Origin of the sequence: Camelimonas abortus (assembly GCF_042432745.1) — a bacterium.
GTDB lineage: Bacteria > Pseudomonadota > Alphaproteobacteria > Rhizobiales > Beijerinckiaceae > Camelimonas > Camelimonas abortus.
Window position 1 is genome coordinate 941,462 of sequence record NZ_JBHLWR010000006.1, and the last position, 26,072, is coordinate 967,533.

20 protein-coding genes and 1 riboswitch are annotated in these 26,072 nt (G+C 72.9%); of the genes, 16 read left to right on the forward strand and 4 right to left on the reverse strand.

What is annotated here, in order from left to right; translation table 11 throughout:
• Positions 1 to 2: 2 nt before the first annotated feature.
• On the forward strand, positions 3 to 872 hold the full coding sequence (locus ACFFJB_RS06545; protein ID WP_376830453.1) for an LpxI family protein: 870 nt from the start codon (positions 3 to 5) through the stop codon (positions 870 to 872).
• Positions 869 to 2,038: a lipid-A-disaccharide synthase gene (lpxB, locus tag ACFFJB_RS06550; RefSeq protein WP_376830454.1), complete on the forward strand. Its 1,170-nt coding sequence runs from the start codon at positions 869 to 871 to the stop codon at positions 2,036 to 2,038. Before ACFFJB_RS06545 ends, lpxB begins: the two co-directional genes overlap by 4 nt.
• A 281-nt stretch (positions 2,039 to 2,319) precedes the next feature.
• On the opposite strand, the gene gltA is transcribed toward lpxB, so the two are convergent.
• Both gltA and gltX read right to left on the reverse strand, forming a co-directional pair.
• Entirely contained in the window at positions 2,320 to 3,609 is a 1,290-nt protein-coding gene (gene gltA / locus ACFFJB_RS06555; RefSeq protein ID WP_376830455.1) for a citrate synthase, read from the reverse strand.
• 236 nt (positions 3,610 to 3,845) lie between these two features.
• Positions 3,846 to 5,267, reverse strand: coding sequence for a glutamate--tRNA ligase (gene gltX, locus ACFFJB_RS06560; RefSeq protein WP_376830456.1), 1,422 nt, complete (start codon positions 5,265 to 5,267; stop codon positions 3,846 to 3,848).
• A gap of 299 nt (positions 5,268 to 5,566) precedes the next feature.
• Positions 5,567 to 5,767: riboswitch (cobalamin riboswitch) on the forward strand.
• A gap of 127 nt (positions 5,768 to 5,894) precedes the next feature.
• On the opposite strand from gltX, the gene ACFFJB_RS06565 reads away from it, so the two are divergent.
• The 9 genes from ACFFJB_RS06565 (at position 5,895) to ACFFJB_RS06605 (ending at position 17,414) form a co-directional block, all read left to right on the forward strand.
• Positions 5,895 to 7,844, forward strand: coding sequence for a TonB-dependent receptor plug domain-containing protein (locus tag ACFFJB_RS06565; RefSeq protein WP_376830457.1), 1,950 nt, complete (start codon positions 5,895 to 5,897; stop codon positions 7,842 to 7,844).
• A gap of 16 nt (positions 7,845 to 7,860) precedes the next feature.
• The gene (locus ACFFJB_RS06570; RefSeq protein WP_376830458.1) at positions 7,861 to 8,889 is read left to right on the forward strand and encodes an ABC transporter substrate-binding protein; all 1,029 of its coding nucleotides are present in this window, start codon (positions 7,861 to 7,863) and stop codon (positions 8,887 to 8,889) included.
• Between the two features lie 77 nt (positions 8,890 to 8,966).
• Positions 8,967 to 9,902 (forward strand): FecCD family ABC transporter permease, encoded by a 936-nt coding sequence (locus ACFFJB_RS06575; RefSeq protein WP_376832575.1) that lies wholly within the window; start codon positions 8,967 to 8,969, stop codon positions 9,900 to 9,902.
• Complete coding sequence (locus ACFFJB_RS06580) at positions 9,902 to 10,735, forward strand: ABC transporter ATP-binding protein (RefSeq protein ID WP_376830459.1); 834 nt, start codon at positions 9,902 to 9,904, stop codon at positions 10,733 to 10,735. Before ACFFJB_RS06575 ends, ACFFJB_RS06580 begins: the two co-directional genes overlap by 1 nt.
• Positions 10,732 to 11,472 carry a metallophosphoesterase family protein gene (locus ACFFJB_RS06585; RefSeq protein ID WP_376830460.1) on the forward strand — a complete coding sequence of 247 codons (741 nt, stop codon included), beginning with the start codon at positions 10,732 to 10,734 and terminating at the stop codon, positions 11,470 to 11,472. Before ACFFJB_RS06580 ends, ACFFJB_RS06585 begins: the two co-directional genes overlap by 4 nt.
• A gap of 116 nt (positions 11,473 to 11,588) precedes the next feature.
• Complete coding sequence (locus ACFFJB_RS06590) at positions 11,589 to 11,939, forward strand: hypothetical protein (RefSeq protein ID WP_376830461.1); 351 nt, start codon at positions 11,589 to 11,591, stop codon at positions 11,937 to 11,939.
• A 102-nt stretch (positions 11,940 to 12,041) separates the two neighbouring features.
• A complete protein-coding gene (locus ACFFJB_RS06595; RefSeq protein WP_376830462.1) occupies positions 12,042 to 14,282 on the forward strand; it encodes a TonB-dependent receptor in 2,241 nt (746 codons plus the stop codon).
• A gap of 443 nt (positions 14,283 to 14,725) precedes the next feature.
• Positions 14,726 to 16,855, forward strand: a complete 2,130-nt coding sequence (locus ACFFJB_RS06600; RefSeq protein ID WP_376830463.1) for a histidine kinase dimerization/phosphoacceptor domain -containing protein — start codon at positions 14,726 to 14,728, stop codon at positions 16,853 to 16,855.
• Positions 16,848 to 17,414 carry a biliverdin-producing heme oxygenase gene (locus ACFFJB_RS06605; RefSeq protein WP_376830464.1) on the forward strand — a complete coding sequence of 189 codons (567 nt, stop codon included), beginning with the start codon at positions 16,848 to 16,850 and terminating at the stop codon, positions 17,412 to 17,414. Before ACFFJB_RS06600 ends, ACFFJB_RS06605 begins: the two co-directional genes overlap by 8 nt.
• A 45-nt stretch (positions 17,415 to 17,459) precedes the next feature.
• On the opposite strand, the gene ACFFJB_RS06610 is transcribed toward ACFFJB_RS06605, so the two are convergent.
• The gene (locus ACFFJB_RS06610) at positions 17,460 to 18,689 is read right to left on the reverse strand and encodes a serine hydrolase domain-containing protein (protein ID WP_376830465.1); all 1,230 of its coding nucleotides are present in this window, start codon (positions 18,687 to 18,689) and stop codon (positions 17,460 to 17,462) included.
• Positions 18,690 to 18,927: 238 nt separating this feature from the next.
• Here ACFFJB_RS06610 and ACFFJB_RS06615 point away from each other — a divergent pair, with 238 nt between their 5' ends.
• The 4 genes from ACFFJB_RS06615 (at position 18,928) to ACFFJB_RS06630 (ending at position 23,396) form a co-directional block, all read left to right on the forward strand.
• Positions 18,928 to 20,154, forward strand: a complete 1,227-nt coding sequence (locus tag ACFFJB_RS06615; RefSeq protein ID WP_376830466.1) for an ABC transporter substrate-binding protein — start codon at positions 18,928 to 18,930, stop codon at positions 20,152 to 20,154.
• Positions 20,155 to 20,249: 95 nt separating this feature from the next.
• The gene (locus ACFFJB_RS06620; RefSeq protein ID WP_376830467.1) at positions 20,250 to 21,896 is read left to right on the forward strand and encodes an AMP-binding protein; all 1,647 of its coding nucleotides are present in this window, start codon (positions 20,250 to 20,252) and stop codon (positions 21,894 to 21,896) included.
• Positions 21,897 to 22,202: 306 nt separating this feature from the next.
• Positions 22,203 to 22,664, forward strand: a complete 462-nt coding sequence (locus ACFFJB_RS06625) for a hypothetical protein (RefSeq protein WP_376830468.1) — start codon at positions 22,203 to 22,205, stop codon at positions 22,662 to 22,664.
• Positions 22,665 to 22,781: 117 nt separating this feature from the next.
• Positions 22,782 to 23,396 carry a hypothetical protein gene (locus ACFFJB_RS06630; RefSeq protein ID WP_376830469.1) on the forward strand — a complete coding sequence of 205 codons (615 nt, stop codon included), beginning with the start codon at positions 22,782 to 22,784 and terminating at the stop codon, positions 23,394 to 23,396.
• Positions 23,397 to 23,552: 156 nt separating this feature from the next.
• Here ACFFJB_RS06630 and ACFFJB_RS06635 read toward each other — a convergent pair whose 3' ends face one another.
• The gene (locus ACFFJB_RS06635) at positions 23,553 to 23,756 is read right to left on the reverse strand and encodes a CsbD family protein (protein ID WP_376830470.1); all 204 of its coding nucleotides are present in this window, start codon (positions 23,754 to 23,756) and stop codon (positions 23,553 to 23,555) included.
• 463 nt (positions 23,757 to 24,219) lie between these two features.
• Here ACFFJB_RS06635 and ACFFJB_RS06640 point away from each other — a divergent pair, with 463 nt between their 5' ends.
• On the forward strand, positions 24,220 to 26,031 hold the full coding sequence (locus ACFFJB_RS06640; protein ID WP_376830471.1) for an FUSC family protein: 1,812 nt from the start codon (positions 24,220 to 24,222) through the stop codon (positions 26,029 to 26,031).
• Positions 26,032 to 26,072: the final 41 nt, after the last annotated feature.

Below are 26,072 nucleotides of genomic sequence, written 5' to 3' on the forward strand. Positions count from 1 at the left end.
ACATGGACGGGCCCGTCGCCATAGTGGCGGGCGGCGGCGCGCTGCCCCTGGAGCTGGCGGCGGCGCTGCACCGCCGGGGCAGGCGGGCGCGCATCCTGGCCCTGCGTGGATTCGCCAGCGGTCCGGCGCGCCGCGCCGCCGACGCGGCCCACGCCATTCTCGACGCGCGCGGCGTGCTGGCGACGCTCACCGCCTGGCGGCCCGCGGCCGTGGCGCTGGTCGGCCACGTGCACCGGCCCGGTCCGCTGGCCCTGCTGGGCGCCTATTCGGCGTTCCGCAGCCGCGATCTCATCGCCCGGCTCGCCGCCTCCGGCGACGACGGGCTGCTGCGCGGCGTGGTCGGCCTGCTGGAGGAGCACGGCTTCCGCGTCGCCGGGGTGCACGAGCTGGCGCCGGAGCTGCTGGCCGGCGAAGGGCGTCTCGGCCGCGTGCTGCCCGTGGAGATGGAGGCGGCGGCCCGCGGCGCGGCGCTGCTGGAGGCGCTCTCGCCATTTGACGTGGGCCAGGCGGTGGCTGTTTCCGGCGCGCGGGTGTGCGCCGTGGAGGGACCCGAGGGCACCGACGCCATGATCCGCCGCGTGCGCCGCCTGTGGGGCGGCGGCCGGCTGCCGCGCTCGGAGCGCCGGCCGGTGCTGGTGAAGGCGGCCAAGCGCGGCCAGGACCTGCGCATCGACATTCCGGTGATCGGCCCGCGCACCATTCGCAACGCCGCCGCGGCCGGCTTCGCCGGCGTGGCCCTGCGCGCCGGCCAGACGCTGATCCTCGACCGCGCGCGCACCATCGCCGAGGCCGACCGGCGCGGCCTGTTCCTGTTCGGATACGGCCCGGAGCTCGCCGCCCTGGCCGGCGGCGTCACGGAGGAAAAGCCATGAGCCGCGCCCCGCTCAGCGTCTGGATCGTGTGCGGCGAGGAATCCGGCGACCAGCTGGGCGCCGGTCTCGCCGCGGCGCTGCGCGGGCGGCTCGGCGACGGCGGCGTGCGCTTTGGCGGCGTCGGCGGCGCGCGGCTGGAGCGGGAGGGGCTGCGCAGCCTGTTTCCGCTCGCCGACATTGCGGTGATGGGCTTCGTCGAGCCGCTGCTGCGCCTGCCCACCCTCATCCGCCGCGTGCGCCAGACGGTGGACGCCATCGTCGCCGCCAGGCCGGACGTGCTGGTGATCATCGACAGTCCCGACTTCACCCATGCGGTGGCCCGGCGCGTGCGCCGGCGACTGCCGCGGCTGCCGGTGGTCAACTACGTCAGCCCCAGCGTGTGGGCGTGGCGGCCGGGGCGGGCGCGGCGAATGGCGGCCTATGTGGACCACGTGCTGGCGCTGCTGCCGTTCGAGCCGGAGGCGCACCGCCGGCTCGGCGGCCCGCCATGCGCCTATGTGGGGCACCCGCTCGTGGAGAAGCGCGCGCTGCTGCGCGGCGACCGGCCCCTGGACCATGCGCTGGCGCGGCCGCCCGTGCTGCTGGCGCTGCCGGGCAGCCGCACCAGCGAGGTGACGCGGCTGCTGGACATCTTCGGCGAGACGGTGGGGCGGCTGCAGCGCGCCGGACTGCAGTTCACGCTGAAGCTGCCGGCGGCGCCGCACCAGGAGGCGCGCATCCGCGCCGGCGTCGCCGGCTGGCCGGTGCAGCCGGAGCTGGTGTCCGGGGAGGAGGCCAAGCTCGCCGCCTTCCGCTCGGCGGACGCGGCGCTGGCCGCCTCCGGCACGGTGAGCCTGGAGCTTGCGCTGGCCGGCGTGCCGATGGTGGTCGCCTACCGGGTTTCGGCGCTGGAGGCGGCGATCCTGCGCCGGCTGGTGACGGCGCCGTCGGCGGTGCTGCCCAACCTGATCCTCGGCGAGAACGCCATTCCAGAATTCCTGCAGGAGGACTGCACGGCGGAGAAGCTGGCGGCGGCGCTGGGGCCGCTGCTGGCGGACACGCCGCAGCGGCGGGCGCAGCTGGCGGCGTTCGCCACCATCGACACCCGCATGGACACGGGCGGCGAGACGCCGTCGCAGCGCGCGGCGCGCATCGTGCTGGCGGCGGCGCGCGGCGCCGGAGCCTGAACCTGAACCTGAGCCGCGCCACGCGCCCGCCCTGGCCGGCGCATGGCCGCTGGCCGCCCTTCGCCTGACATGCCGGAGTTTCCGCGGGCGCGCCGCGCGTCCGGCCGCGCCCGCGCGTCCGCGACAGCGGAACGGCCGGGAGGGGGCCCCGCGTGGAGGGGGGCTCCCGCCAGTATCTACTACCGTCCGGCCGCGCCGCCGCACAAAAAACCCCGGCCCTTGCGGACCGGGGTCTGGCGTCTGGCGTCGCCGGCGCCCGCACGGGCGCCGCGCGGGGCGGATCAGCGCATGTTGATGTCGACGTAGTCGCGACGGGTGGCGCCGGTGTAGAGCTGGCGCGGACGGCCGATGCGCTGGCCCGGATCCTCGATCATCTCCTTCCACTGGGCGATCCAGCCAACGGTGCGCGCCACCGCGAACAGCACCGTGAACATGCTGGTGGGGAAGCCCATCGCCTTCAGGGTGATGCCCGAGTAGAAATCGATGTTCGGATACAGCTTTTTCTCGATGAAGTACTCGTCCGAAAGGGCGATGCGCTCCAGCTCCATCGCCACCTCGAGCAGCGGATCGTCCTTGATGCCGAGCTCGTTGAGCACCTCGTGGGTGGTCTTCTGCATGATGCGCGCGCGCGGGTCGTAATTCTTGTAGACCCGGTGGCCGAAGCCCATCAGGCGGAAGGGGTCGTTCTTGTCCTTGGCGCGGGCGATGTACTCGGGGATGCGGTCGACGGTGCCGATCTCCTCGAGCATCTTCAGCGCCGCCTCATTGGCGCCGCCATGCGAGGGGCCCCACAGACAGGCGATGCCGGCGGCGATGCAGGCGAACGGATTGGCGCCCGACGAGCCGGCCAGACGCACCGTCGAGGTGGAGGCGTTCTGCTCGTGGTCGGCGTGCAGGATGAAGATGCGGTCCAGCGCCCGGGCCAGCACCGGGTTCACCTTGTACTCCTCGCACGGCACCGAGAAGCACATGTGAAGGAAGTTCGCGGTGTAGTCGAGCTCGTTCTTCGGATAAACGAACGGCTGGCCGACGTGATACTTGTAGGCCATCGCCGCCAGGGTTGGAACCTTGGCGATCATGCGCATGGAGGCGATCATGCGCTGGGTCGGGTCATTGATGTCGGTCGAGTCGTGATAGAAGGCCGACAGCGCGCCGACCGAGGCCACCATGATCGCCATGGGATGCGCGTCGCGGCGGAAGCCGTGGAAGAAACGCAGCATCTGCTCGTGCACCATGGTATGGCGCGTCACGCGGTAATCGAAATCCGCCTTCTGCGCCTTGGTCGGCAGCTCGCCCTCCAGCAGCAGGTAGCAGGTCTCGAGGAAGTCGCCGTGCTCGGCCAGCTGCTCGATCGGATAGCCGCGATACAGCAGGATGCCCTGGTCGCCGTCGATGTAGGTGATCTTTGACTCGCATGACGCCGTGGCGGTGAAGCCAGGGTCAAAGGTGAACATCCCCGTTTCCTTGTACAGGGGCGCGATGTCAATGACGCCTGGTCCGATGGTTCCCTCCCTGACTTTGAGGTCCACCGACTTGCCGTCGACGCTGAGTGCAGCCGTTTTTGCTGTCATTGAATCACCCTTGGCCTGGTCTGACCGCGCATGCGGCGAAGCGGGGAGGGCTGCCTGCCGCAGCGTCACGCGGTGCTGGGTTTTATGTTGCAGGCCATTGATGAAATGGCCTGCAGGCACGTGTCTCGGTAGCCGATTTGGCAGGGGCCTTCAAGCGTGACCATGCTTTTTGCCTCGCCGCGGCCCGCATGGGAAAACGCGGCGCAAGGCGCTGCGCGCATGGCCTGCAGGGCCCGTCAGCCGGCCTGGTCGCGGATGCGCCCCAGGCTCTCCTCACGGCCGAGCACCAGCATAACGTCAAACAGGCCGGGCGAGGTGGTTTTTCCGGTGAGCGCGGCGCGCAATGGCTGGGCGATCTGCCCGAGTTTGACGCCGAGCCGCTCCGCCACGCCGCGCACGGTGGACTCCAGCGCCTCCGCCGTCCACTCCGGCAGCGCCTCCAGGGCTGCGAGGGCGGCGGCGAGGCGGCTGCGGCCGGCTTCGTCCAGCAGGGCGGCGGCCTTCGGATCCGGCGCCAGCGGGCGCTGCGCGAACAGGTAGCCGGCGCTGTCCAGCAGCTCCACCAGGGTCCTGGCGCGCTCCTTCAGGCCGGGCATGGCCGCCAGCAGCAGGGCGCGCTGGGAGTCGGTGAAGCGCTCGCCAAGGCCGCGGGGCGGGCCAAGCTCCGGCAGCAGCGCCTCCACCGCCTCCACCAGGCGCCCGTCGCTGGCGTTGCGCATGTAAAGGCCGTTGAGGTTCTCCAGCTTGGCGAAGTCAAAGCGCGCGGCCGAGCGGCCGATGGCCTCCAGGCCGAAGGCGTCGATCATCTCCCGGGTGGTGAACACCTCCTGGTCGCCGTGGCTCCAGCCCAGACGCACCAGATAGTTGCGCAGCGCCTCCGGCAGATAGCCCATGCTGCGGTAGGCCTCGACGCCAAGGGCGCCGTGACGCTTGGAGAGCTTGGCGCCGTCCGGCCCGTGAATCAGCGGGATGTGCGCCATCACCGGCGTCTTCCAGCCCAGCGCGTCGTAGATCTGCTTCTGGCGGGCGGCGTTGGTGAGGTGGTCGTCGCCGCGGATGATGTGGGTGACGCCCATGTCATGGTCGTCCACCACCACAGCCAGCATGTAGGTGGGGGTGCCGTCCGAGCGCAGCAGCACCAGGTCGTCGAGGTCGCGGTTCTTCCAGGTGACGCGGCCCTGCACCTGGTCGTCGATCACCGTCTCGCCGTCCTGCGGGGCCCTGAGGCGCACCACCGGCCTGACGCCGGGCGGGGCCGCGGAGGGGTCGCGGTCGCGCCAGCGGCCGTCATAGCGCATGGGGCGGCCTTCCCGTCGGGCCTGCTCGCGCATCTCCGCCAGTTCTTCGGGGGTGGCGTAGCAGTAATAGGCCGCGCCCCGGGCCAGCAGCTCGTCCACCACCTCGCGGTGACGGGCGGCGCGGGCGTGCTGGTAGACGATGTCGCCGTCCCAGTTGAGGCCGAGCCACTGCAGGCCGTCGATGATGGCGGCGATGGCGGCGTCGGTGGAGCGCTCCCGGTCGGTGTCCTCGATGCGCAGCAGCATCTTGCCGCCGTGGCGCCGGGCGAACAGCCAGTTGAACAGAGCGGTGCGCGCGCCGCCAATGTGCAGGTAGCCGGTCGGGGACGGGGCGAATCGCGTGATGATCTGGTCGGTCATGGGATCAGCGGCTGTATCGTGGCGGGCCTCGGCCGCGCCCGCGACAGGGGCGGGAGCGGCGCGGACGGTTGCGTGTCCCCGCGCCAGCCTGCAGCGGCGTCGCGGCGCGGGGGCGGATTTCTGGGTCTCCGGCGCGGGCGGCCGGAGCCTGCGGAAGCGCCTGCGGTCCGTTTAGCACGCCTGCGCCGCCTGTCGAGGCATGTCGTGTCGCAATCCCTGCCGGCGAAAGCATGGCGCCGGCGCCGTTCCGGCGGACGGCGCCGCCGGACGGGCGCGATTGACAACGCCTGCGCCGCCGGCCTATCCCCTGAGGCGACGGTTCCACTGTCGTGGATCAAAAGGGAATGCAGCAGGGCGGACGGACCGCCTGATCTGCAGCTGCCCCCGCAACTGTGAGCGGCGAATCTCCGCCTGAACGCCACTGGACAGACCCGGTCCGGGAAGGCGGCGGATGATGAAGACCCGCGAGCCAGGAGACCTGCCGTCGTTCGTGGTCACACGCGAACCCCAGGGAGCCGGGGGGCTCCGGGGGTGGCGAAGCCGGCGCGCGGGAGCAGGGTTCCTGCATGCTCCGGCGTGAGCCCCTGTCGCGGTGACGTGCTGCGAATCGTCCCGCCGGGGTTCAACATGTCTTCCAGAAATCCGTTCCGTCCATCCGTCCGTCGCGCGCGCGCCGTCGCGATCATCGCCGCCGGCTGCCCGCTCGCCGCGCTGGCCGCCGGCCCGGCCGTCGCCCAGGGCGCCGGTCCGGCCGCCGCGGAGGTCCAGCTGGACGAGATTTCCGTCACCGCCAACCTGACGCCGACCGAGCTGTCGCGCGTCGGCAGCGCCGTCACCGTCATCACCGCGAAACAGCTCGAGGAGCAGCACATCCGCTTCGTCGCCGACGCCCTGCGCCAGGTTCCGGGCGTCGCCGTCAGCCGCAGCGGTCCTCCCGGCAAGCAGACCCAGGTGCGGCTGCGCAATTCCGAGGCCAACCAGACCCTCGTCATCATCGACGGCGTCGTCGCCAATGATCCGGCCGCCGGCTCGGAATATGACCTCGCCAACCTGCTCACCGAGGACATCGAGCGCATCGAGGTGCTGCGGGGACCGCAGAGCGCCCTCTACGGCTCGGACGCGGTGGGCGGCGTCATCAACATCGTCACGAAAAAGGGCTCCGGCAAGCCGAAGCTGGGCGGCCGCCTTGAGGGCGGCGCCCACAGGACCCTGAACGGCGGCGCCACCTTCAGCGCCGGCGACGAACGCTTCAGCTTCGTGTTCGGCGCGGCCGGCCTGACCACTGACGGCTTCTCGGTGGCCGACCGCCGCAACGGCAATTTCGAGCCGGACGGCTACCGCAACCTCACCAGCTACAGCAAGCTCGGTTTCTCGCCCACCGACTGGCTCGAGTTCAGCCTGATGGGCCGCCACACCCGCTTCTTCAGCAAGCTGGACGGCTACGCCGGCGGCGTCGGCGCCTATGACACCGACGAAGACAGCCGCGGCCGCCAGATCTTCGGCCGCGCCGAGGCGAAGGTGAAGCTGTTCGGCGGCCGCTGGACCCACGCGTTCATCACCACCTACAACGACCAGGAGACGCATTACCGGCTGGCCCGCCTGCCCAACGGCGACACCCGCGGCGTGGTCAACGGCCATGAGTACCGCACCAGCCTGCGCTTCGACACGCCGGCCTTCGCCGACGCCAGCCACATCGTCACCTTCGCCGCCCAGCATCGCGACGAGCGCTACCGGGCCGACAATCCCTGGTCGAACGTTGACCGCAGCATGGCCTCCACCGGCCTCATCGGCGAATACCAGGGCGCGTTCCGCAACCTGACCGTCACCGCCAGCGTGCGGCGCGACCTCAACGACCGCTTCAGCGACACCACCACCTACCGCTTCACCGGCGCCTACCGCATTGACGCCACCGGCACGAAGCTGCGCGCCTCTTACGGCACGGGCGTGAAAAATCCCACCATGGCGGAGCTGTTCGGCTATTCGAACACCTATCGCGGCAATCCGGACCTGAAGCCGGAGACGGCGCGCGGCTGGGACATGGGCGTCGACCAGGAGCTGTGGGGCGACCGGGCGCTGCTGCATCTCACCTACTTCAACCAGCGCATTGCCGACCTGATCGCCGGTGCCGGCCAGACGTCGGTCAACCTGCCGGGAACATCGGCCATCCAGGGCGCCGAGGTGGGCCTCACCGTGAGGCCGCTCGCCGGGCTCACGCTCACCGGCGCCTATACCTACACCGACGGCGAGGACGCCGAAGGCAGGCCGCTGCCGCGCCGGCCGCGCAACATGGCCAGCCTCAATGTCAACTACAGCTTCGCCGAAGGCCGGGCGAACGTGAATTTCGGCGTCGTCTGCAACGGTTCGCAGAAGGACTACGCCTACGACGCGTTCTACAACAGCCGGCTGGTGACGCTGCCGGCCTACGCCGTGTTCAACGTCAGCGCCTCGTGGCGCGTCAGCGACGGCGCCGAGCTCTACGCCAGGATCGACAACCTGTTCGACAGGCGTTACCAGGAGGTCTACAGCTATGGCTCCGCCGGGCGCACCGCCGTTCTGGGCGCGCGGCTGACGTTCTGAGGCGAGGTCGCGGGGCATGTGCGGCGCCGGAAGCAAGCGCGGCGGGCCGGGAGCGGCGGGACGGCGGCGTGCGGCCGGCGCGCCGGCGCGCCGCCTCGCCGCGGCGCTGGCCCTGGCGGTGGCGGCCGGCGCGGCGCGGGCGGAGCCGGCCCCGGCGCCGGCCGCGCCGCGCTTCACCCAGATTCACCTGGCGGACGGGCGCGCGCCGGCGCAGGCGCCGCGGCGCATTGTCTCCATCAACATGTGCGCCGACGAGCTGGCGCTGCGCCTGGCGCGGCCGGGCGCGCTGGTTTCGGTGACGCCGCTGTCGCGCGACTACATGGGCTCCAACGTGGCGGAGCTGGCGCGGCGCGTCCCGGCCAACCGCGGCGCCGCCGAGGAGATCGCGGCGCTGGAGCCGGACCTCGTCATCGCCGGCCGCTACACCACCCGTCTGGTCAAGGCGCTGCTGCGGCGGCTCGGCTTCACCGTGGCGGAGTTCGACGTGCCCGGCTCCATCCGCGAGGCGCGCGACCAGATCCGCGAGGCGGGCGCGCTGTTCCACAATCACGCGGCGGCGGAGGCGATCGCCGCCCGTTTTGACCGGCTGCTGGCGGCGCCGGCGCCCTCCGGGCCGCGGCCCACGGCCATCGTGCTGCGCCCGGCCGGTTTCACCTCCAGCGAAGGCTCGCTGCTCGACGACATGCTCACCCGCGCCGGCATGACCAATCTGGCCGGCGGGCCGCTGGCGGGTTACGAGCAGCTGCCGCTGGAGTTCGTGCTGGCGGCGCAGCCGGACATTCTCGTCATCGCCGGCGATCCGGACCAGCCGCCCTCCATGGCCAGCGAGATCCTCAGCCACCCGGCGCTGCGCCGCCTGGCGGAGCGCGCCGGGGTGGTGACGCTGCCCTCGCGCCTGTGGACCTGCCCGGGGCCGGGGGTGCTGGACGCCATGGCGCTGCTGCAGGAGGCCGTGGCGCGCTGGCGGGGGCGGGCGGCGGTGGCCGCCGCGGCACCGGCCCTGACGGCGCCCGCCGCGGCGGAGCGGACGGGGGGCGGGCCGTGACCGCGGACAGCTCCTCCCTTTTTCCCGCGCCAGGCTGGCGGGCGCTGGTGACGCTGCTGGCGGTGGCCGCCCTGGCCATGACCTGCGCCTCCCTGGCCATCGGCTATGCGCCGCTCAACCTGATGGCCGCCCTGCGCGAGGCGCTGGCCGGGCAGGACAGCGTCGGCGCGCTGGTGCTCGTCGAGCTGCGCCTGCCGCGGGCGCTGCTGGGCGCCTTCGTCGGCTTCAGCCTTGGCGTTTCAGGGGCGGCCATGCAGGGGCTGTTGCAGAATCCGCTGGCGGAGCCGGGGGTCATCGGCGTGTCGGGGGCGGCGGCGCTGGGGGCGGTGTGCGTGTTCTATTTCGGCGCCGCCGGCGCCTTCGCCCTGGCGCTGCCGCTGGGGGGCATGGCCGGGGCGTTCCTCGCCACGCTGCTGCTGGTGCGCCTCGCCCAGCGCGCCCAGGGCGCCACGGCGCTGATCCTCGCCGGCGTCGCCATCAACGCCCTGGCAGGGGCGCTGACGGCGCTGGCGCTGAACCTCGCCCCCAATCCCTACGCCGCCCTGGAGATCATTTACTGGCTCATGGGCTCGCTGGCGGACCGCAGCCTCGCCCAGGTGCTGCTGGCGGCGCCGTTCATGGCAGCCGGCTGGGCCATCCTGCTGGCCGGCGGCTGGCGGCTGGACGCGCTGGCGCTGGGCGAGGACACCGCCGCCAGCCTCGGCGTGAGCCTGGCGCGGCTGCGCCTGCAGATGGTGCTGGGCGCGGCCCTTGCGGTGGGGGCCTCGGTGGCGGTGAGCGGCGCCATCGGCTTCGTCGGGCTGGTGGCGCCGCACCTGATGCGGCCGCTGGCGCGCCATCGCCCGGGCCGGCTGCTGCTGGCCAGCGGCTTCGCCGGCGCCGTCATGGTGCTGGCGGCGGACATCGTGGTGCGCCTCATCCCCACCGAGCAGGAGCTGAAGCTGGGGGTGATGACCGCGCTCACCGGCGCGCCCTTCCTCGTCTCCATGGTCATGCGCATGCGGAGGCCGTGATGCAGGCCCTTGAAGCCCGTGACCTCACCGTGATCCTCGACGGCCGCGCCGCCGTGCGCGACGTCTCCCTGCGTCTTGGCCGCGGCGAGGTGGTGGGGCTGATCGGCCCCAACGGCGCCGGCAAGTCGACGCTGCTGCGGGCGCTGGCCGGCATTCTCCCCCCGGCGCGGGGCGCGGCGACGCTGGACGGCGCGCCGCTGGCGCGGCTGGAGCCGCGCTCGCGCGCCCGCGCCGTGGCCTTTCTGGCCCAGAGCGCGGAGGTGAGCGCCGCCATGCGGGTGGAGGACGTGGTCGCGCTCGGCCGGCTGCCGCACCGGCGCCCGTTCGGCGGCTTCACCGCCGCCGACGCCGCGGCGGTGGCGCGGGCGCTGGCCGGAACCGGCTGCGAGGAGCTGCGCGGCCGGCCGGTGGGCGCGCTCTCGGGCGGGGAGCGCATGCGGGCGCTGCTGGCGCGGGCGCTGGCGGTGGAGGCGCCGTTCCTGCTGGCCGACGAGCCGGTGGCGGCGCTCGATCCGCTGCACCAGCTGCAGGCGATGGCGCTGCTGCGCGCCCGCGCGGCGGAAGGGGCGGGGGTGCTGGTCACCCTGCACGACCTCACGCTCGCGTCGCGCTTCTGCGACCGTCTGGCGCTGATGGCGCAGGGCCGGCTGCTGCGCCACGGCCCGCCGGCCGCGGTGCTGGACGACGCCGCCATGGCCGCCGCCTATGGGGTGCGCGTCGCCCACGGCCAGTGGCGGGGGGAGACCTTCGTCATTCCGTGGTCGCCGGCGGCCCCGGCCGGCTGCGCGGCTGGCGTATGGCCGCGCGCCGCGCCGTGCGACAATGCGTCATGAAGCTCGCGATTCTGTCCGACATTCACGGCAATCTGCCGGCGCTTGAGGCGGTGCTCGCCGACGTCGCCCGGCGCGGCGCGGACGTGACTGTCAATCTCGGCGACATCGTCAGCGGCCCGCTGCAGCCGCTCGAGACGGCGCGGCGGCTGATGCCGCTGGACATCGTCGCCATCCGCGGCAATCACGAGCGCCAGCTGCTCACCCTGCGCCCGCAGGAGATGTCCGCCTCCGACCGCTTCGCCCACGCGGCGCTGGACGACGCCGCCCGCGCCTGGCTGGCCAGCCTGCCGCAGACCCTGCTGCTGGGCGACGACGTGCTGCTGGCTCACGGCACGCCGGACAGCGACAGCGCCTATTTTCTGGAGACGGTGGAGCCCGCCGGCTGCCGCCCGGCCACGCCTGAGGAGGCGGCGGCGCGCGCCGGCGCCGCGCGCGCGTCGCTCATCCTGTGCGGCCACACCCACACGCCGCGCCTGACCCGCCTGCCGGACGGGCGCCTGGCGCTGAACCCGGGCAGCGTCGGCCTGCCAGCCCTGCGCGGCTCCAGCCCGTGGCCGCACGTCACCGGCGCCGGTTCGCCGCACGCGCGCTACGCCACGGCCGAACGGCGCGCCGGCGGCTGGGACGTGTCCTTCCACGCCGTCGCCTATGACTGGGACCGCGCCGCCGCCATCGCCCTCCGCAACGGCCGGCCGGACTGGGCCCATACGCTGCGGGCCGGCTGGCCGCAGCCGTAACAGCGGCGTGACCGGACGCCGCCGCGGTGGTTAACCGCCGCGCCGCAGGGTGACAGGGGCGCCAACGCCATATAAACGTCGCGGAACAGCCACAACCAGCTCTGGCGACGTCCGGTTTGAAAGCGAAAGCGACGCGCGTCGCGACGTTTCTCGTCGCGGCTTACGCGCTTGTCCTGCATCTGGTGTTCACGTCGGCCCTCATGGCGTCCATGCCGCGAGGGGACGGCGAGATCTGCTTTGGCGACGTCTTCGCCGCGCCGGCCCAGCCCGGTGACGGCGGCGGCGCGCGCGTCCACTGTCCGGACTGCGTCCTGCGCGACCATATCGCCCCGGCGCCGCCCGCGCCGCGGCCTGCGGCGCGGCTCGCGCCGCGTCCGGTGGTCCATGCCCCGCCGCCGCCGGCCTCCGCCCATGTCGACGCGCCGCGCTGGTCGTGGAAGGCCCGCGCGCCGCCCGCCTCCGCATGACGCCCGGCCGCCGGCCCCCGCGCCGGCGGCCTGCCTTCCCGAACCTTTCCCATCCTTCGCGTCCGCCGCGCCCAGGGCCGGCGGTCCACGGGACGTTCCGTCATGCGAACTGAATCTCATGTCACCGCGCGCCGCCGGCGCGCGCCCGGCGCCCGTCTGCGCCGGCTCTCCGCCATTCCCGGCTCCGGCGTCATGCTCGCCGCGCTCACCGCCGTGGCGGCGGCACAGGGCGACCATGATCACGCCAGCCGCCAGCAGCCGCCCGCCGCCGCGGCGGAGGCGGCGGCGCTGGAGCTGCCGCGCATCGAGGTGCGCGGCGCGCCGCCGCCCGGCGTCGCCGCCATCTCCGGCGAGGAGGCCTTCGCCGCGGCGCTGGTCTCCGCCAACGCCGCCGACGTGCTGAACAACGCCCCAGGCGCGGCCAGGTGGGGCGGCGGCGGCGTCTCCGGCCTGCCGGCCATCAACGGCTTCGCCGCCGACCGCGTGCAGATCTCGCTGAACGGCATGCTGTTCGGCATCTTCTGTCCGAACGAGATGAACCCGCCGCTTTCCTTCGTGAATCCGGCCATGGTGGCCGCGGCGACGGTCCATTACGGAACCGCGCCCGTCAGTCTCGGCGGCGACTACACCGGCGCCAGGGTCGAGGTGGAGGCTGGCGCGCCCGTGTTCGGCAGCGGCCCGGGCGTGAAGGTGTCCGGCCGGGTCTCCGGCGGGTTCCGCAGCAATGGCGACGGCCGCGGCGTCGACGCCGACCTCTCCGCCGCCACGGCCGACGCCAGCGTGCGCTATGTCGGCGGCTGGAGCCGCGCCCGCGACTATCGCGACGGCGCCGGCCGCAAGGTGAAGTCCACCCTGTTCGAGGCCCAGAACCACGCCATCACCGTGGCCAGGAAGTTCGACAGCCACCTCTTCGCCTTCCAGCTCGGCGGCCAGTACATCCCGGACCAGGCCTATCCGAACCAGTACATGGACATGGTGTCCAACCGCAGCCTGTTCGGCAACGCGCGCTACGCCGGCGACTTCGACTGGGGCGCGCTGGAGGCGCGGGCCTTCGCCAGCCGCGTGCGCCATTCCATGGGCTTCATCGCGCCGGACAAGAACGGCGCCATGCCCATGGACACCCGGGCCTCGGACATGGGCTTCGCGGTGAAGGCGACATGGCGCGCCGCCGCCGCCGACACGCTGCGCGCCGGCGCCGAACTGTACCGCTACCGCCTCGACGACTGGTGGAACCCGGTTCCCGGCACGATGATGGGGCCGGACGTGTTCATCGCCATCAACAACGGCCGGCGCGCGCGTCTCGGAACCTTCCTCGAGTGGGAGCGGAGGCTCGATTCCCGCTGGACGCTGCTGGCGGGCCTGCGCAACGACACGGTATGGACCGGCGCCGGCCCGGTGCGCGGCTACAACGCCATGATGTACGGCGCGGACGCCGCCGCCTTCAACAGCCGCAGCCGCGCCCGCGCCGACGTGAACCTGGACGGCCAGGCGGCGCTGCGCTTCCAGCCGGACGCCGTCTCCACCTATGAGCTGGCCTTCGCCCGCAAGACCCGCTCGCCCAACCTGTACGAGCGCTACGCCTGGTCCACCGGCACCATGGCCATGCGCATGACCGGCTGGTTCGGCGACGGCAACGGCTATGTCGGCGACCCCGACCTGAAGCCGGAGACGGCGCACACGGCCAGCTTCACCGCGGTGTGGCGCGACGCCGCCGGCCGCTGGCGGCTGCGGGCGACGCCGTGGTTCAGCCATGTGGTCGACTACATCGACGCCGACCGCTGCGCCGCCGCCGGCTGCCTCGCCGCCAGGCGGGACAATCTCACCGCACGCAACGGCTTCGTCTACCTGCGCTTCGCCAACCATGACGCGCGCCTGTATGGCGTGAACGTGGACGGCCAAGCGACGCTGTGGGACGACGCCGTCTGGGGCAGGGGCGTGCTGCGCGGCCAGCTCAGCCTCACCCGCGGCCGCCGCACGGACGGCGTCAACCTTTACCAGATCATGCCGGTGAACGCCGTCATCGCCCTCGATCACGCCATTGGCGGCTGGACGGCCAGCGCCGAGTTGCAGCTGGTCGGCGCCAAGCATCTGGTCAGCCAGGTCCGCAATGAGGTGAAGACCTCCGCCCATGCGCTGGTGAACCTGCGCGCCGGTTACAAATGGGAGATGCTGCGCTTCGAGGCGGCGGTGGAGAACCTGTTCGACGCCCGGTATTACAAGCCGCTCGGCGGCGCCGATCTGGTGAACTCCCGCGCCTACAGCCCCACCGGCGCGGCGATGTGGGGCCTCCCCGTCGCCGGCATGGGCCGCACGTTCAGCGCCCGCCTGTCGGTGGAGTTCTGAGAAGGCGACTGACGGAACCGGGCGATGACCGCGCCGCCGGCGACTCTCCGCCGGCGGCGTTTTCATGCGCATGTCGTCTGGCGCGCATGGCGCGCAGGCGGCCCACGCCCGGAAAAGCGGCGCCACAGGCCCGGGCGCCGGCCTGCGTCATGCCGGCTGTCCTGCATGGCGGGAGGCGTCGCCGGTCACCGGCATGGCGCGGTCAGGGTTATGGTCGCGCCTGCGCTTTCCAGGCCGGAAACGCGACATGATCGGTTGACTTCCGGATAAATCCGGTCACAGTCCCGGAAGATAAAAAATAGTTCTGCAGAAATTGTGGGGCGATCCGCGTCGTAATTCTACGGAATATTGGCGTAATACAGGGCGGCGGTCGCCGGCGGCCGGGCGTGGCGCGCCGGATTCCGCGGCCGCGCGCGAACATGCGCGACAGCGAAAGGAAACAGATGCACGTTGCGCCGGATCTGACCAGCTGCGACCGGGAGCCCATCCACACGCCAGGGGCCATCCAGCCGCACGGGCTGCTGCTGGTGGCCTCCGCCGACGATCTCACCGTCACCGGCGGCGCCGGCGACATTGAAGCCCGCCTGGCGCGGGACTGGTTTGGCCAGCCGCTGTCGCGCCTGCTGGGCCAGGACGTGGCGGCGCAGCTGGCGGCCATGCCCGCGGGGGTGAAAAGCGTGGCGCTGGCCGGGCAGGTCAGGGGCGCGCAAGGCGCCTTCGACGCGCTCGCCCATCGCGACGGCCCCCTGATCCTGGTGGAGCTGGAGCCGGCCCCGGCCACGCGCCAGACGGCCATGGCGCTGCTGTGGGAGCTGGACCAGATCGCCCGCGGCTTTGAGTCGGCGGCCTCCATTGCTGACCTGTGCCAGCGCGCCGTCGCCGCGACGCGCGACATCACCGGCTTCGACCGGGTGATGGCCTACCGCTTTCTCGACGACGGCGCCGGCGAGGTGATCGCCGAGGCGCATGCGCCGGGCTGGGGCGGTTTTCTCGGCCACCGTTTCCCGGCCGGCGACATTCCCCGCCAGGCGCGGGCGCTCTATGTGCGCAACCGCGCCCGCCTCATCGCCGACGTCGGCTATGTTCCGGCGCCGCTGCGTCCGGACCGGTGGAGCGGCCTCGACCTCAGCGACGTCGGCCTGCGCTCGGTGTCGCCGGCGCACCTGCAGTATCTGCGCAACATGGGCGTGGGCGCCTCCGCCTCCTTTTCGGTGGTGCGCGACGGCGCCCTGTGGGGGCTGGTCGCCTGCCACCACGCCGGGCCCCGCCATCCGCCGCGGGAGATCATGGCGGCGGCCACGGCCGTGGCCAACGCCCTTGGCCGCCAGCTCGCCGCGCGGGAGAGCGAGGCGGCCTACGCCCGGCGCCTGCGCCTGCGCGGCGTGGTGGACGACCTGCTCGGCCATTTTCACGACGACCGGCCGCTGGCGGCGGTGATGGAAGGTCTGGGCGAGAGCCTGCGCGCCGCCTTTGACGCCGACGGCTTCGTGTTCGTCGACGGCGGGCGGGTCCGGCTGTGGGGCGTCGGCCCGCGCGGCGCGGCGCTGCAGGCGCTGGCCGCGTGGACGCTGCGCCAGACCCGGCGCGAGCCGCTGGCCATGCGCAGCCTCGGCGATCATTATCCGCCGGCCCGCGCCTGGCCGCAGCTGGCCAGCGGCCTCATGGCCGCGCCGCTGGCGCGCGAGGGGCGGGCGCTCATCTGGTTGCGGGTGGAGCAGGTGGAGGAGGTGCGCTGGGCCGGCGATCCCGCCAGTTTCCACGCCGCCAGCCCGGACCTGCCGCTCACCCCCCGCCGCTCCTTCGCCACCTGGGCTGAATCGGTGGGCGGCCTGTCGCGCCCGTGGACGGCGGAGGCGGCGGACGCCGCCCGCCGGCTGGCCAGGGGCATCGACGACGCCCGCTTTCACCGCCGCCTGCGCCTGCTCAACCGCGAGCTGCACGAGACGGTGGAGGAGCGCAACGCCCTGCTGGCCCAGCAGGAGCTGATGATGCGCGAGGTGGACCACCGCGTGCAGAATTCGCTGCAGATGGTGAACGCCTATCTGCGCTTTCAGGCGCGCGAGGCCGGGCAGGGCGCCGTCGCCGACATTCTGGCCGAGGCGCAGGCGCGCATCGCCGCCGTGGGGCTGCTGCACCGGCGGCTGTATCGCGCCGACCGGTCGCAGGCCATCGAGCTGGGCGCCTATCTCACCGAGCTGCTCGATGACCTGCGCGCGGCGCTGGGGCCGGAGTGGGCCGGCATGCTGCGGGCGCGGATCGCCGACATGCTGGTGGACGCAGGGCGCGCCGTGCAGGTGGGAGTGGTGATGACCGAGCTGGTCATCAACGCCTCCAAATACGCCTATGGCGGCGCGCCGGGGCCGGTGGAGGTGACGCTGGAGCGGGTGGGCGACCGCTTCCGCCTCACCGTGGCGGATCACGGCGAGGGCGGCGCCGGCGGCGGCGCCCCGCAGGGCGGCGGCTTCGGCGGGCGGCTCATCGCCGGCACGGCGCAGCGGCTGCGCGGCGTGCTGGAACGGACGGACAACGGGCCCGGCGTGCGGGCGACGCTGACGGCGGCGATCAATGACTGACGGAACCATGACCCTGCTGGCCGGGCGGCCGCAAAGCCTGCGTCACCTGCTGCGCGCGGCCACCGCGGCCGACCACGCCCGCGTGGACGCGGGCGCGGCGCGCCACGACCTCTCCACCCGCGACGGCTACCGCGCTTTCCTGCTGTGGCAGGCGCGGGTCCTGCCGGGGTTCGAGGCGCTGTTCGACGCCGCCGCCGGCGCGCCGCCGGACTGGCCGGAGCGCCGGCGGGCGCCCGCGCTGCGGGCGGATCTGGCGGCGCTGGGCGCGGCCATGCCTGCGCCGGCGCCCGTCCCGGCGCTGGAGGGGCCGGCGGCCCGGCTCGGCGCGCTGTATGTGCTGGAGGGCTCGCGCCTCGGCGGGCTGATGCTGGCGCGGACGGTGCGGTCCGCCTGGCCGGACGCGCCGCTGTCCTTTCTGGAGCACGGCGCGACGGCGCGCCTGTGGCCGCGCTTCACCGCCTGGCTGGACGCCCACGCCCTGTCGCCGGCGGAGCAGCAGGCCATGACCCGCGGCGCCCGCGCCGCTTTCGCCGCCTTTCTCGCCGCACTCGACGGCTGAGGCCGGCCGCGCTCCGGCCCGGCGGGGCGCGCCGGGCCGGCGGCCTCAGCGCCAGCAGCCGCTGGCGTCGGAGGCATAGCCGACCGCGCGGCAGGCGGCGTCCACCAGGCTCTGGCCGCGCTCGTTGAGCAGGATGCCCGCGCCCATGCGGTTCATCACATAGCCGAAGCTCATCTGCGAGCGCGGATCGGCGAAGCCGATGGATCCGCCGGCCCCGACATGGCCGAACGCCTCCTCCGGCAGCACTACCGAGCAGTCGGCGGCGTTGTCCAGCCGCCGGTTGTCCATGGATTTCATGAAACCCAGCGAAAAGCGCGTGGGAATGGCCAGGGTTGCGTCCAGATGCGTCGCCACCGAGACGCGGCTCATGCGCGCCAGCGTGTCGGCCCCCACCAGCCGCACGCCGTTGACGGCGCCGCCACTGGCCAGCGGCGCGTAAAGCCCCGCCAGGCTGCGGGCGTTGCCAACCCCCGTCGCCGAGCCGATCTCCGCCGCCCGCGCCTCGCGGGCGTTGGGATTGAAGTGGCCATTGTTGAACAGGAACAGCGCTGACGGGCCCCCCGGATCGGCCATGGCCGCCTTCACGATGCGGCTGTTGCGGGAGTTTTCGTCGGGGATGAAGGGCAGCACCGGCGCCACCCGGCGCTCCTCGCTCTCCGGCAGGCCGATCCAGAAGTCCAGCCCCAGCGGCCCCGCCACCTCCTCGTGGAAGAATTCGCCCAGCCGCCGGCCGGTGGAGCGGCGCACCATCTCGCCCACCGTCCAGGCGCTGCTCACCGCATGATAGCCGTTGCGCTCGCCGGGGCGCCAGAACGCCGCCTCCTTCTCCAGCAGCGCCACCATGCCCCAGTAGTCATAATAGGCGCCGGGCTTCAGCTCCTCGCGGAAGTGCGGCACGCCGGCGGAATGGTCGAGCATCATCGCGACCAGCGTCTCCTCCTTGCCGGCCTGGCCGTATTCCGGCCAGTAGCGCGTCACCGGCGCGTCGAGATCGAGCAGGCCGCGGTCCGCCGCCATGTGGGCGCACAGCGCCGAGGCGCCCTTGGTGCAGGAGAACACCACCGTCACCGTGTCGCGCGTCCACGGCGCGCCGTCGGGCGCGATCCGTCCGCCCCACAGGTCCACCACCGTCCTGCCGCCGATCTGGATCGCGACGCTGGCGCCCACCTCGTCGCGCCGCTCGAAATTGTCGATGAACGCCTCAAGCACCGGCGTGAAGCGCGCGTCGCAATAGCCGGCGACGACGCCGCGGGCGGTCGTCCTGCTTGTCTCCATGGTCTCCCCCCTTGTCCTGCCCGCTGCGCGCGGGCGCGGGCCGCGCGCCCGCCAGCGGCCAAGTACGCACCAGTACCGGCCGCCGCGCAAGCGGCAAAAGGCGGGCGGGCGCGCAGGGCGGGGCTGCGGCCGGCGGCCATTGACCGCTTCCGGGCACAGGGTCAACAATCGCCGTCATGACCGGAAAACCGGCGCGGCGCAGAAACTTGCGCCACAGACGACAGAAGGAGGAAACGCCATGTCCGACGACGGCGTAACCCGCAGGGCGGCCGTGCTCGGCCTCGCCGCGGGCGCGATGGCGCCTGCCTTGCCGCAATTCGCCCGCGCCCGGCAGGGCCGCGACGCGCCAGATGAAATTCTCATCGGCAACGTCAACGCCTACAGCGGCCCGGCGGCGGTCTACGCGGTGCTGGGCAAGGCGGCCGAGGCCTATTTCCGCATGGTCAACGACCGCGGCGGCGTTAACGGCCGCAAGGTGCGCGTTCTCAGCTACGACGACGCCTACAGCCCGCCAAAGACGGTGGAGCAGACCCGCAAGCTGGTGGAGCAGGACGGCGTGCTGCTGATGTACGGCTCGCTCGGCGCGCCCACCAGCACCGCCACGCTGCGCTATCTGGACGGGCGGAAGACGCCGCACCTGTTCATCGCCTCCGGCGCCACCAAGTTCGGCGATCACAGGACCTGGCCCTGGGCCATGGGCCTGCAGCCCAGCTACCAGACCGAAGGGCGCGCCTTCGCCGCCCATCTCAAGGCGACGAAACCGGACGCGAAGATCGGCATCCTCTACCAGAACGACGATTTCGGGCGCGACGTGCGTCAGGGCTTCCGCGACGGTCTCGGCGAGCGGGTCGACATGATCGTGGCCGAGGCGCCCTATGAGTCCACCGACCCAACCGTGGACTCGCAGATCGTGAAGCTGCGCGCCTCCGGCGCCGACACCTTCATGAACATGACCACGCCCAAGTTCGCCGCCCAGGCCATACGCAAGGTGGCGGAGCTGGGCTGGAAGCCAACCCACTATCTCGGCTCCAACGCCAACTCCATCGCCGCCGTCATCGGGCCGGCCGGCAAGGAGAACGCCGTCGGCATCATCTCCAGCGCCTACATCAAGGATCCCAACGACCCGGAATGGGCCAGCGATCCGGCCTTCGCCGAGTGGCGGGCGTTCTACGGAAAATACCTGCCGGAGGCGGACCTGAAGGACCCGCTCACCGTCTACGCCTATGTCTCCGCCCAGACGCTGGAGCAGGTGCTGCGCCAGTGCGGCGACGACTTCTCGCGCGAGAACATCATGCGCCAGGCGGCCAGCCTCCGCGACTTCCGGCCGGGCCTGCTGCTGCCGGGCATCGTCATCAACACCGCGCCGGACGACCATTACCCGATCGAGCAGCTGCAGCTCATCCGCTTTAACGGGGAATCTTACGAACGCTTTGGCCCCGTTATCGATTCCGCGCTGCGCAAGTGAGCCGGGCCGGGCCCGGGCGCCGGCGGGGCGCCGCGTCCGGGCCAGCCGCCGCGCCGCCGGCCGCGCCGGCGCGCCGCCTTCGACGGAGAGCCTGAATGACCCGGATACCGAACGACATCTGCGACGCCGCCACGGTCAGCGACATGTTCCTGAAGGTCGCCGCCATCTGCCCGGACAATGACTTTCTGGTGGTGGGCCCGCTGGCCGGCCGCGCCTATCTGCCGGAGGGGCGGACCTGGACCTACGCCGGCGCGCGCGCCGCCGTCGACGGGCTCGCCGCCCGTTACCGCGCCGCAGGCTACGGCCCCGGCCATCGCGTCGCCGTGCTGCTGGAGAACAGGCCGGAGCATTTCCTGCATTTCCTGGCGCTCAACCGGCTGGGCGTCTCTCTCGCCCCGGTCAATCCGGATTACCGGCCGGACGAAATGCGCTACCTGCTGGAGCATTCGGAGGCGACGCTGCTGGTGGCGCTGCCGGAGCGCATGGACCAGGCGCGGCGGGCGCTGGCCCTGTGCGAACGCCCGCCGGCGCTGCACGACGTGACCTCGCCGGAGCCGTTTCCGCCGCCGCGCGCCCCCGCCGCCGCCACGACGCCGGGGCGCGACACGGAAACCTGCCTCTATTACACCTCCGGCACCACCGGCCGGCCCAAGGGCTGCGTCACCGACAACGAATATTACCTCGGCGTCGGCCTCATGTGCCGCAGCACCACCGGGATGGCCCGGTACCGGGAATGCGCCGAGCGCATCTACAATCCGCTGCCGCTGTTCCACATCAACGCCGGCGTGTTCAGCTTCATGGCGGCCCTGGCCACTGGCGGGGCGGTGATCCTGCCGGACCGGTTCCATCCGCAGAGCTGGTGGCGCGAGCTCATCGACAGCCACGCCACCATCGCCCACTATCTCGGCGTCATCCCGGGCATGCTGATCAAGCTGCCGCCGACGCCGGAGGAGCGGGCGCACGGCCTGCGCTTCATGCTGGGGGCGGGCGTCGAGCCGGAGATCCACGAGGAATGCGAACGGCGCTTCAACGCGCCGCTGGTCGAGCTGTGGGGCATGACCGAGACCGGCGGCGGCTTCATCGCCGACACCGAGCCGCGCATGATCCACACCCGCGCCATCGGCCGCCCGCTCGGCCGGCCGGGCATCGACCTCGAGGCGCGCGTTGTTGACGAAAACGACAATGACGTGCCGGCGGGGCGCGAGGGCCAGCTGCTGGTGCGCCGCTGCGGCGACAACCCGCGCCTCGGCATGTTCCGCGAATATCTGAAAAATCCTGAAGCCACGGCCGAGGCCTGGCGCGGCGGCTGGTTCCACACCGGCGACGTGGTGCGCCAGGACGAAACCGGCATGCTCTATTTCGTCGACCGCAACAGGAACATCATCCGCCGTTCCGGCGAAAACATCGCCGCCGCCGAAGTGGAGGCGACGCTGCTCGCCCATCCGGAGGTGGCGGAGGCGGCGGTGATCGCCGCCCCGGGCGAGGTGCGCGAGCAGGAGGTGTTCGCCTGCATCCGCCCGCGTCATCCGGAACGGGCGGGCGAGGCGCTGGCGACGGAGCTCTTTGACTGGACCAACGGGCGGCTGGCCTATTACAAGCCGCCGGGCTGGATCCTGTTCCTTGACGAGCTGCCGAAAACCAGCACGCAAAAGGTGCAGAAAACCAGCCTGTTTCCGCCCGGCGCCGATCCGCGCCAGGCGCCGGGCGTCATCGACCTGCGCGCCCGCAAGAAGCGCGGCTGAGCCGCGCCGGGCGGGGCGCCGCCGGACACGCGCGGCGGGGCGCTCACTGCCGCGGGCGCAGGCCGCGGCGGCCGCGCCGCGGGAAACAGCCCGCGCAGGCGACCTGCGCCGGCCCGGCGACCGGCGGCGCGGTTCCGCGCCCTGCGTTCGCCGCGCCTCCCGGTCGGGAGGCGGTGCATAAACCGCGGCAAGATGATTGGCGGACGGCGGCAGGTGTGGTCTGCTGTCGGCGCGCCGGCGTCTGCCGGCGGCGCAGGGCGGTCCGGGCGGTCAGGCCCGGCGGTCAATCCAGCGGAGGAGCACACCATGGCGTGGTCATACGGGGCGAAAAGTTTTGCCGGCGGCGTCCGCATGACGCTGGCCGCAGGGGCGGCGGCGGCCGCGGCGGTCATGCTCGCTGCGTGCCAGACAACTCCGCCGCCTTCCACCACCGACATGCTGTCGGCGGCCGGCTTCACCATGAAGACCGCCGACACGCCCAAACAGCAGAAGGCGCTGGCCGCGCTGCCGCCCAACGCCTTCACCGTGCGCCACGTCAAAGGCAAGCCGGTGTTCATCTACGCGGACCCGCAGGGCTGCAACTGCATTTATGTGGGCGGCGAGCAGAATTACCAGCAATACAAGGCCCTCGCCGTGCAGAAATCCATCGCCCAGGACCGGCTGATGGCGGCGCAGCTCGAGCAGCAGGCGGCCGACATCGCCAGCCTCAACGCCTGGGACTATGCGACCTGGGGCGGCTGGGGCGGCCCCGGCTGGTGGTGGTGGTAAAACCAGCCGAATCCTGCGCCGGCCCGCCGGCGCAGGACATCGCGTCTGATCGGAGGCGCCTGGACTGGAGCTCCGGCGTCCAGGCCGGAGCGAGGGGGGCGCAGGAGCTAGGTAAACATGTCTGAGAGTGATGATGTGGCGGTGCGCTATGAAGAGCGCGAAGTCGTGGCGCTGTTCGGCGGAGAGGGTGAGCTGAACGCGGCCGTGGACGCGCTGCTGAAGATCGGCGTATCGCGCGAGGATCTGAGCGCGCTCACCGCGCCCCCGGCAAGCGGGCCCCAGTCCGCCGGGGCCCAGGCCGACAGCCCCGACACCCCGCGTGAGGCCTACAAGGCGCCGGAGGAGCGCAGCGAGGGAGTCTCCGCGCTCGTGGCCGCGCCGGTTTACGCCCTCGGCGCCGGCGCCGTCGCGGCGGCGGCCACCGCGGGCGCGGCGCTGGCGCCGGTGATCGCCGTGGCGGCGGGCGGCGTAGCCGCCGGCGGCGCCGTCGGCCTGCTGCTGGCTCGTCTGGTGGGGCGCAGGCACGCCCGCGACGTCGAGATGCAGCTGGCTTCCGGCGGTCTGGTGCTGTGGGTGCACAACCCCGATCCGGCCCGCGACGCCGCCATCATCGGGGCCCTGAAGGCCAACGGCGCCCGCGACGTCCACGTGCATGTGGCGCAGCGGACCTGGGGCCGGAAGGATTCGCCGCTTTCCACCTTCAACCCGGACCCGCTGCTGGGCAAGGGGTGACCGCCCGCGGCCGCAGCTCCGGCTGCGGCCGCCGCCTGGCCGGCGCCGCGCGCCGGCCATGGAGAAACCCCAGGCGCGGGCCTGGGGCTCCTTTCAGCGTTTGCGGCGTGCGGCGGGCCTGGCGGGAGACGCCCCGGGGCCGCGCCGCCAGCCGCCTCACCAGCGCTGCGATCCGTACCAGCTGTCGACGTCCGCGCGCACGCGGTCCTTCTCCAGGCCATAGCGCTCCTGGATCTTGCCCTCGAGCTGGTCGCGCCGGCCCTCAATGACGTCCAGGTCGTCGTCAGTGAGCCTGCCCCACTGCTCCTTCACCTTGCCCTTGAGCTGTTTCCAGTTTCCTTCCACGCGGCTCCAGTCCATGTGCTGTCCTTTCTGTCGGTGTCGCCGGCGACGTCATCGCCAGCCGGAGACATGACGCGGTCACGCCGCCGTCACGTCAGGTTAAAAACCAGATCAGGATGATGACCGGAATGGGAACGCCGATCAGCCAAAGCAACAGACTTCGCCCCATTCGCGAAACTCCCGGTTTTTTCATGAAAACTGTCGCCGGAAATGACGTGAGATGGCGGTATTTCCGTCCAGGCGTCCGTCATGTCCGTCGTCCGTTACAGGAACGTCAGCAGACGCCGTAAGGTTCCGGCGAATGTCGCTGGCGCGGCCGGCGCAAGGCCCCGCGGCCGCCGCAGGCGCCGCGGCCGCCGGAAGCGGGCGGGGGCCGGCGCCGCCAGACGTCGCCCGATTGCAGACGGCCGGCGGATGTCGCAACCTGGCGAACACGGGTCTGGGCCGCGCGCGGGGCGCGGCGGAGCAGGGGGAGGGGCTCATGGCCGACGCCGTTGCGCCGCAAGGCGCGCGATACGCATGGACGAAGGCGCTGCTTGGCATGCGGCCGGCGGTGTGGCCCACCGGGCCGTCAGTGCGGGCGGCCATCTCTGTCGGCGCGCCGTTCGTCGCCGGCGCGCTGTCCGGCGACATCGTCGCCTTCATGTGGCTGGGCATGGGGGCGCTGATGTGCGTCACCGGCGAAGGCGACGGCGACTATCGCAGCCGCGCGCGCCGGCTGGCCGTCGCCGCGCCGCTCGGCGCGCTCGGCTTTTTCGCAGGATATCTCGACGCGCTGCCGCCGGCGGGGGTGGCGCTGGCCATGGCCGGGGCCGGCGTGCTGGCCGGCGTCGTCAGCGCCATGGGGCCGGCGCTCTCCATCGGCATGTTGCAGGCGCTGCTGGTGGCGGCCATCGCCATCGGCGCGCCCGTTCCCGCGCCCTATTTCCAGCCGGCCGCGCTCTATCTCGCCGGCGCGTTCTGGCACCTGGCGCTGCTGGCGGCGGAGGCGCTGCTGCGGGACAGGGCGCAGCAGCGCGCCGCGGCGGCGCAGCTGCTGCAGGCGCTGGCGACGCTGGCGCGCGTGCGGGCCAGCGGCGTGCGCGACGCGGCCGCTGCGCGCCGCGCGGTGGCGATGCAGCTCAGCGCCGCCTGGCGCGCCCCGCCGGACGGCCGGATGCTCCGCGCCGGGGCGCTGCGCGACGCCGACGCCCTGTTCGCCCGCATCACCGCCGAAACGGCGCCAGCCACGCTGGCGCCGCAGGCGCAGCGGCTGGAGGAAGCCGCCGACGCCGTCATGGCCGGACGCTGCGGCCGCCGCGATCTCGCCCGCCTGCTGGAGGAGCTCGCCGGCGACGCCCGCTGGCCGGCGCCGCAGGACGCGCCGCAGCGGCCCATACCCTGGCCGGCGCCGGACGCCGCCGTCCTGCAGTCGGCGGCGGCGCTGGGTCTCTGCCTCGGCATCGCCTACGCCTGCCGGCTGGTCGTCGACGCCAGCCACTGGTTCTGGATTCCGCTCACCGTCGGCCTGGTGATGAAGCCGGATCTCGGCTCGGTGTTCGCCCGGGCCATCCAGCGCTGCATCGGCACGTCGGCGGGCGTGGTCATCGGCGCCGTCCTTCTCTGGCTTACGCCCAGGGGCGCCGGCTTCGGCGCGGTCATCGGCCTGCTGGCCGCGGCGCTGCCCTGGGCCATGGCGCGCTCCTACGCCCTGCAGGCGGTGTTCCTGACGCCGCTGGTGCTGATGCTGGTGGATCTCATCGTTCCCGGCCCGCAGTCGGCGGATTACGCCGGCCAGCGTTTCGTCGACACGCTGGCCGGCGGCGCGATCGTGCTGCTCGTCGGCTATTTCCCGTGGCCGCGCAGCCATTCGCGCCAGGACGCGGCGGCGTTTGACCGGGTGCGCGCCGCCCTGGCCGCCTGCCTGCGCGCCCTCGCCGGAACGGGGCCGGACCCGGCCCTGGCGCGGGCGGCGGCGTGGGCCGCCATCTGCGACTGCCGCGCCCGTCTCGGCGCCGCCCTGGCGGAGCCGCCGCCGGCCAGCGCCGAGGCGGCGACGTGGCTGGCCGCCGTTGATTCCGCCGAACGGATCTTTGACGCCATCGCCGCCTGCCCGCCGGGTGCCGTCCGCCCCGAAGACGCGCCGGCGCTCGCGGCGCTGGCGCGACAGGCGCAGGACGGGCTGACGGAGCGGCCGTCGCCGCCGCCGGGGGCGACGCCGGCCGTGGCGGCGCTGTTCGCCCGCGTCGTCGCAGCCTGCGCCCACATTGACCGGCTCACCGGCCGCGCCCGCGGCGCCGCGGCGACGCCATGACCAGTGACGGCGGCGCGCGCCGGCGCCAGACTGCGTGGACG

Excerpts from the sequence above, each read along its gene's own strand:
- ACFFJB_RS06545 (WP_376830453.1), top strand. The coding sequence starts at position 3 with ATGGACGGGCCCGTCGCCATAGTGGCGGGCGGCGGCGCGCTGCCCCTG.
- lpxB (WP_376830454.1), top strand. The coding sequence starts at position 869 with ATGAGCCGCGCCCCGCTCAGCGTCTGGATCGTGTGCGGCGAGGAATCC.
- gltA (WP_376830455.1), bottom strand. The coding sequence starts at position 3,609 with ATGACAGCAAAAACGGCTGCACTCAGCGTCGACGGCAAGTCGGTGGAC.
- gltX (WP_376830456.1), bottom strand. The coding sequence starts at position 5,267 with ATGACCGACCAGATCATCACGCGATTCGCCCCGTCCCCGACCGGCTAC.
- ACFFJB_RS06565 (WP_376830457.1), top strand. The coding sequence starts at position 5,895 with ATGTCTTCCAGAAATCCGTTCCGTCCATCCGTCCGTCGCGCGCGCGCC.
- ACFFJB_RS06570 (WP_376830458.1), top strand. The coding sequence starts at position 7,861 with ATGTGCGGCGCCGGAAGCAAGCGCGGCGGGCCGGGAGCGGCGGGACGG.
- ACFFJB_RS06575 (WP_376832575.1), top strand. The coding sequence starts at position 8,967 with ATGACCTGCGCCTCCCTGGCCATCGGCTATGCGCCGCTCAACCTGATG.
- ACFFJB_RS06580 (WP_376830459.1), top strand. The coding sequence starts at position 9,902 with ATGCAGGCCCTTGAAGCCCGTGACCTCACCGTGATCCTCGACGGCCGC.
- ACFFJB_RS06585 (WP_376830460.1), top strand. The coding sequence starts at position 10,732 with ATGAAGCTCGCGATTCTGTCCGACATTCACGGCAATCTGCCGGCGCTT.
- ACFFJB_RS06595 (WP_376830462.1), top strand. The coding sequence starts at position 12,042 with ATGCGAACTGAATCTCATGTCACCGCGCGCCGCCGGCGCGCGCCCGGC.
- ACFFJB_RS06600 (WP_376830463.1), top strand. The coding sequence starts at position 14,726 with ATGCACGTTGCGCCGGATCTGACCAGCTGCGACCGGGAGCCCATCCAC.
- ACFFJB_RS06605 (WP_376830464.1), top strand. The coding sequence starts at position 16,848 with ATGACTGACGGAACCATGACCCTGCTGGCCGGGCGGCCGCAAAGCCTG.
- ACFFJB_RS06610 (WP_376830465.1), bottom strand. The coding sequence starts at position 18,689 with ATGGAGACAAGCAGGACGACCGCCCGCGGCGTCGTCGCCGGCTATTGC.
- ACFFJB_RS06615 (WP_376830466.1), top strand. The coding sequence starts at position 18,928 with ATGTCCGACGACGGCGTAACCCGCAGGGCGGCCGTGCTCGGCCTCGCC.
- ACFFJB_RS06620 (WP_376830467.1), top strand. The coding sequence starts at position 20,250 with ATGACCCGGATACCGAACGACATCTGCGACGCCGCCACGGTCAGCGAC.
- ACFFJB_RS06625 (WP_376830468.1), top strand. The coding sequence starts at position 22,203 with ATGGCGTGGTCATACGGGGCGAAAAGTTTTGCCGGCGGCGTCCGCATG.
- ACFFJB_RS06630 (WP_376830469.1), top strand. The coding sequence starts at position 22,782 with ATGTCTGAGAGTGATGATGTGGCGGTGCGCTATGAAGAGCGCGAAGTC.
- ACFFJB_RS06635 (WP_376830470.1), bottom strand. The coding sequence starts at position 23,756 with ATGGACTGGAGCCGCGTGGAAGGAAACTGGAAACAGCTCAAGGGCAAG.
- ACFFJB_RS06640 (WP_376830471.1), top strand. The coding sequence starts at position 24,220 with ATGGCCGACGCCGTTGCGCCGCAAGGCGCGCGATACGCATGGACGAAG.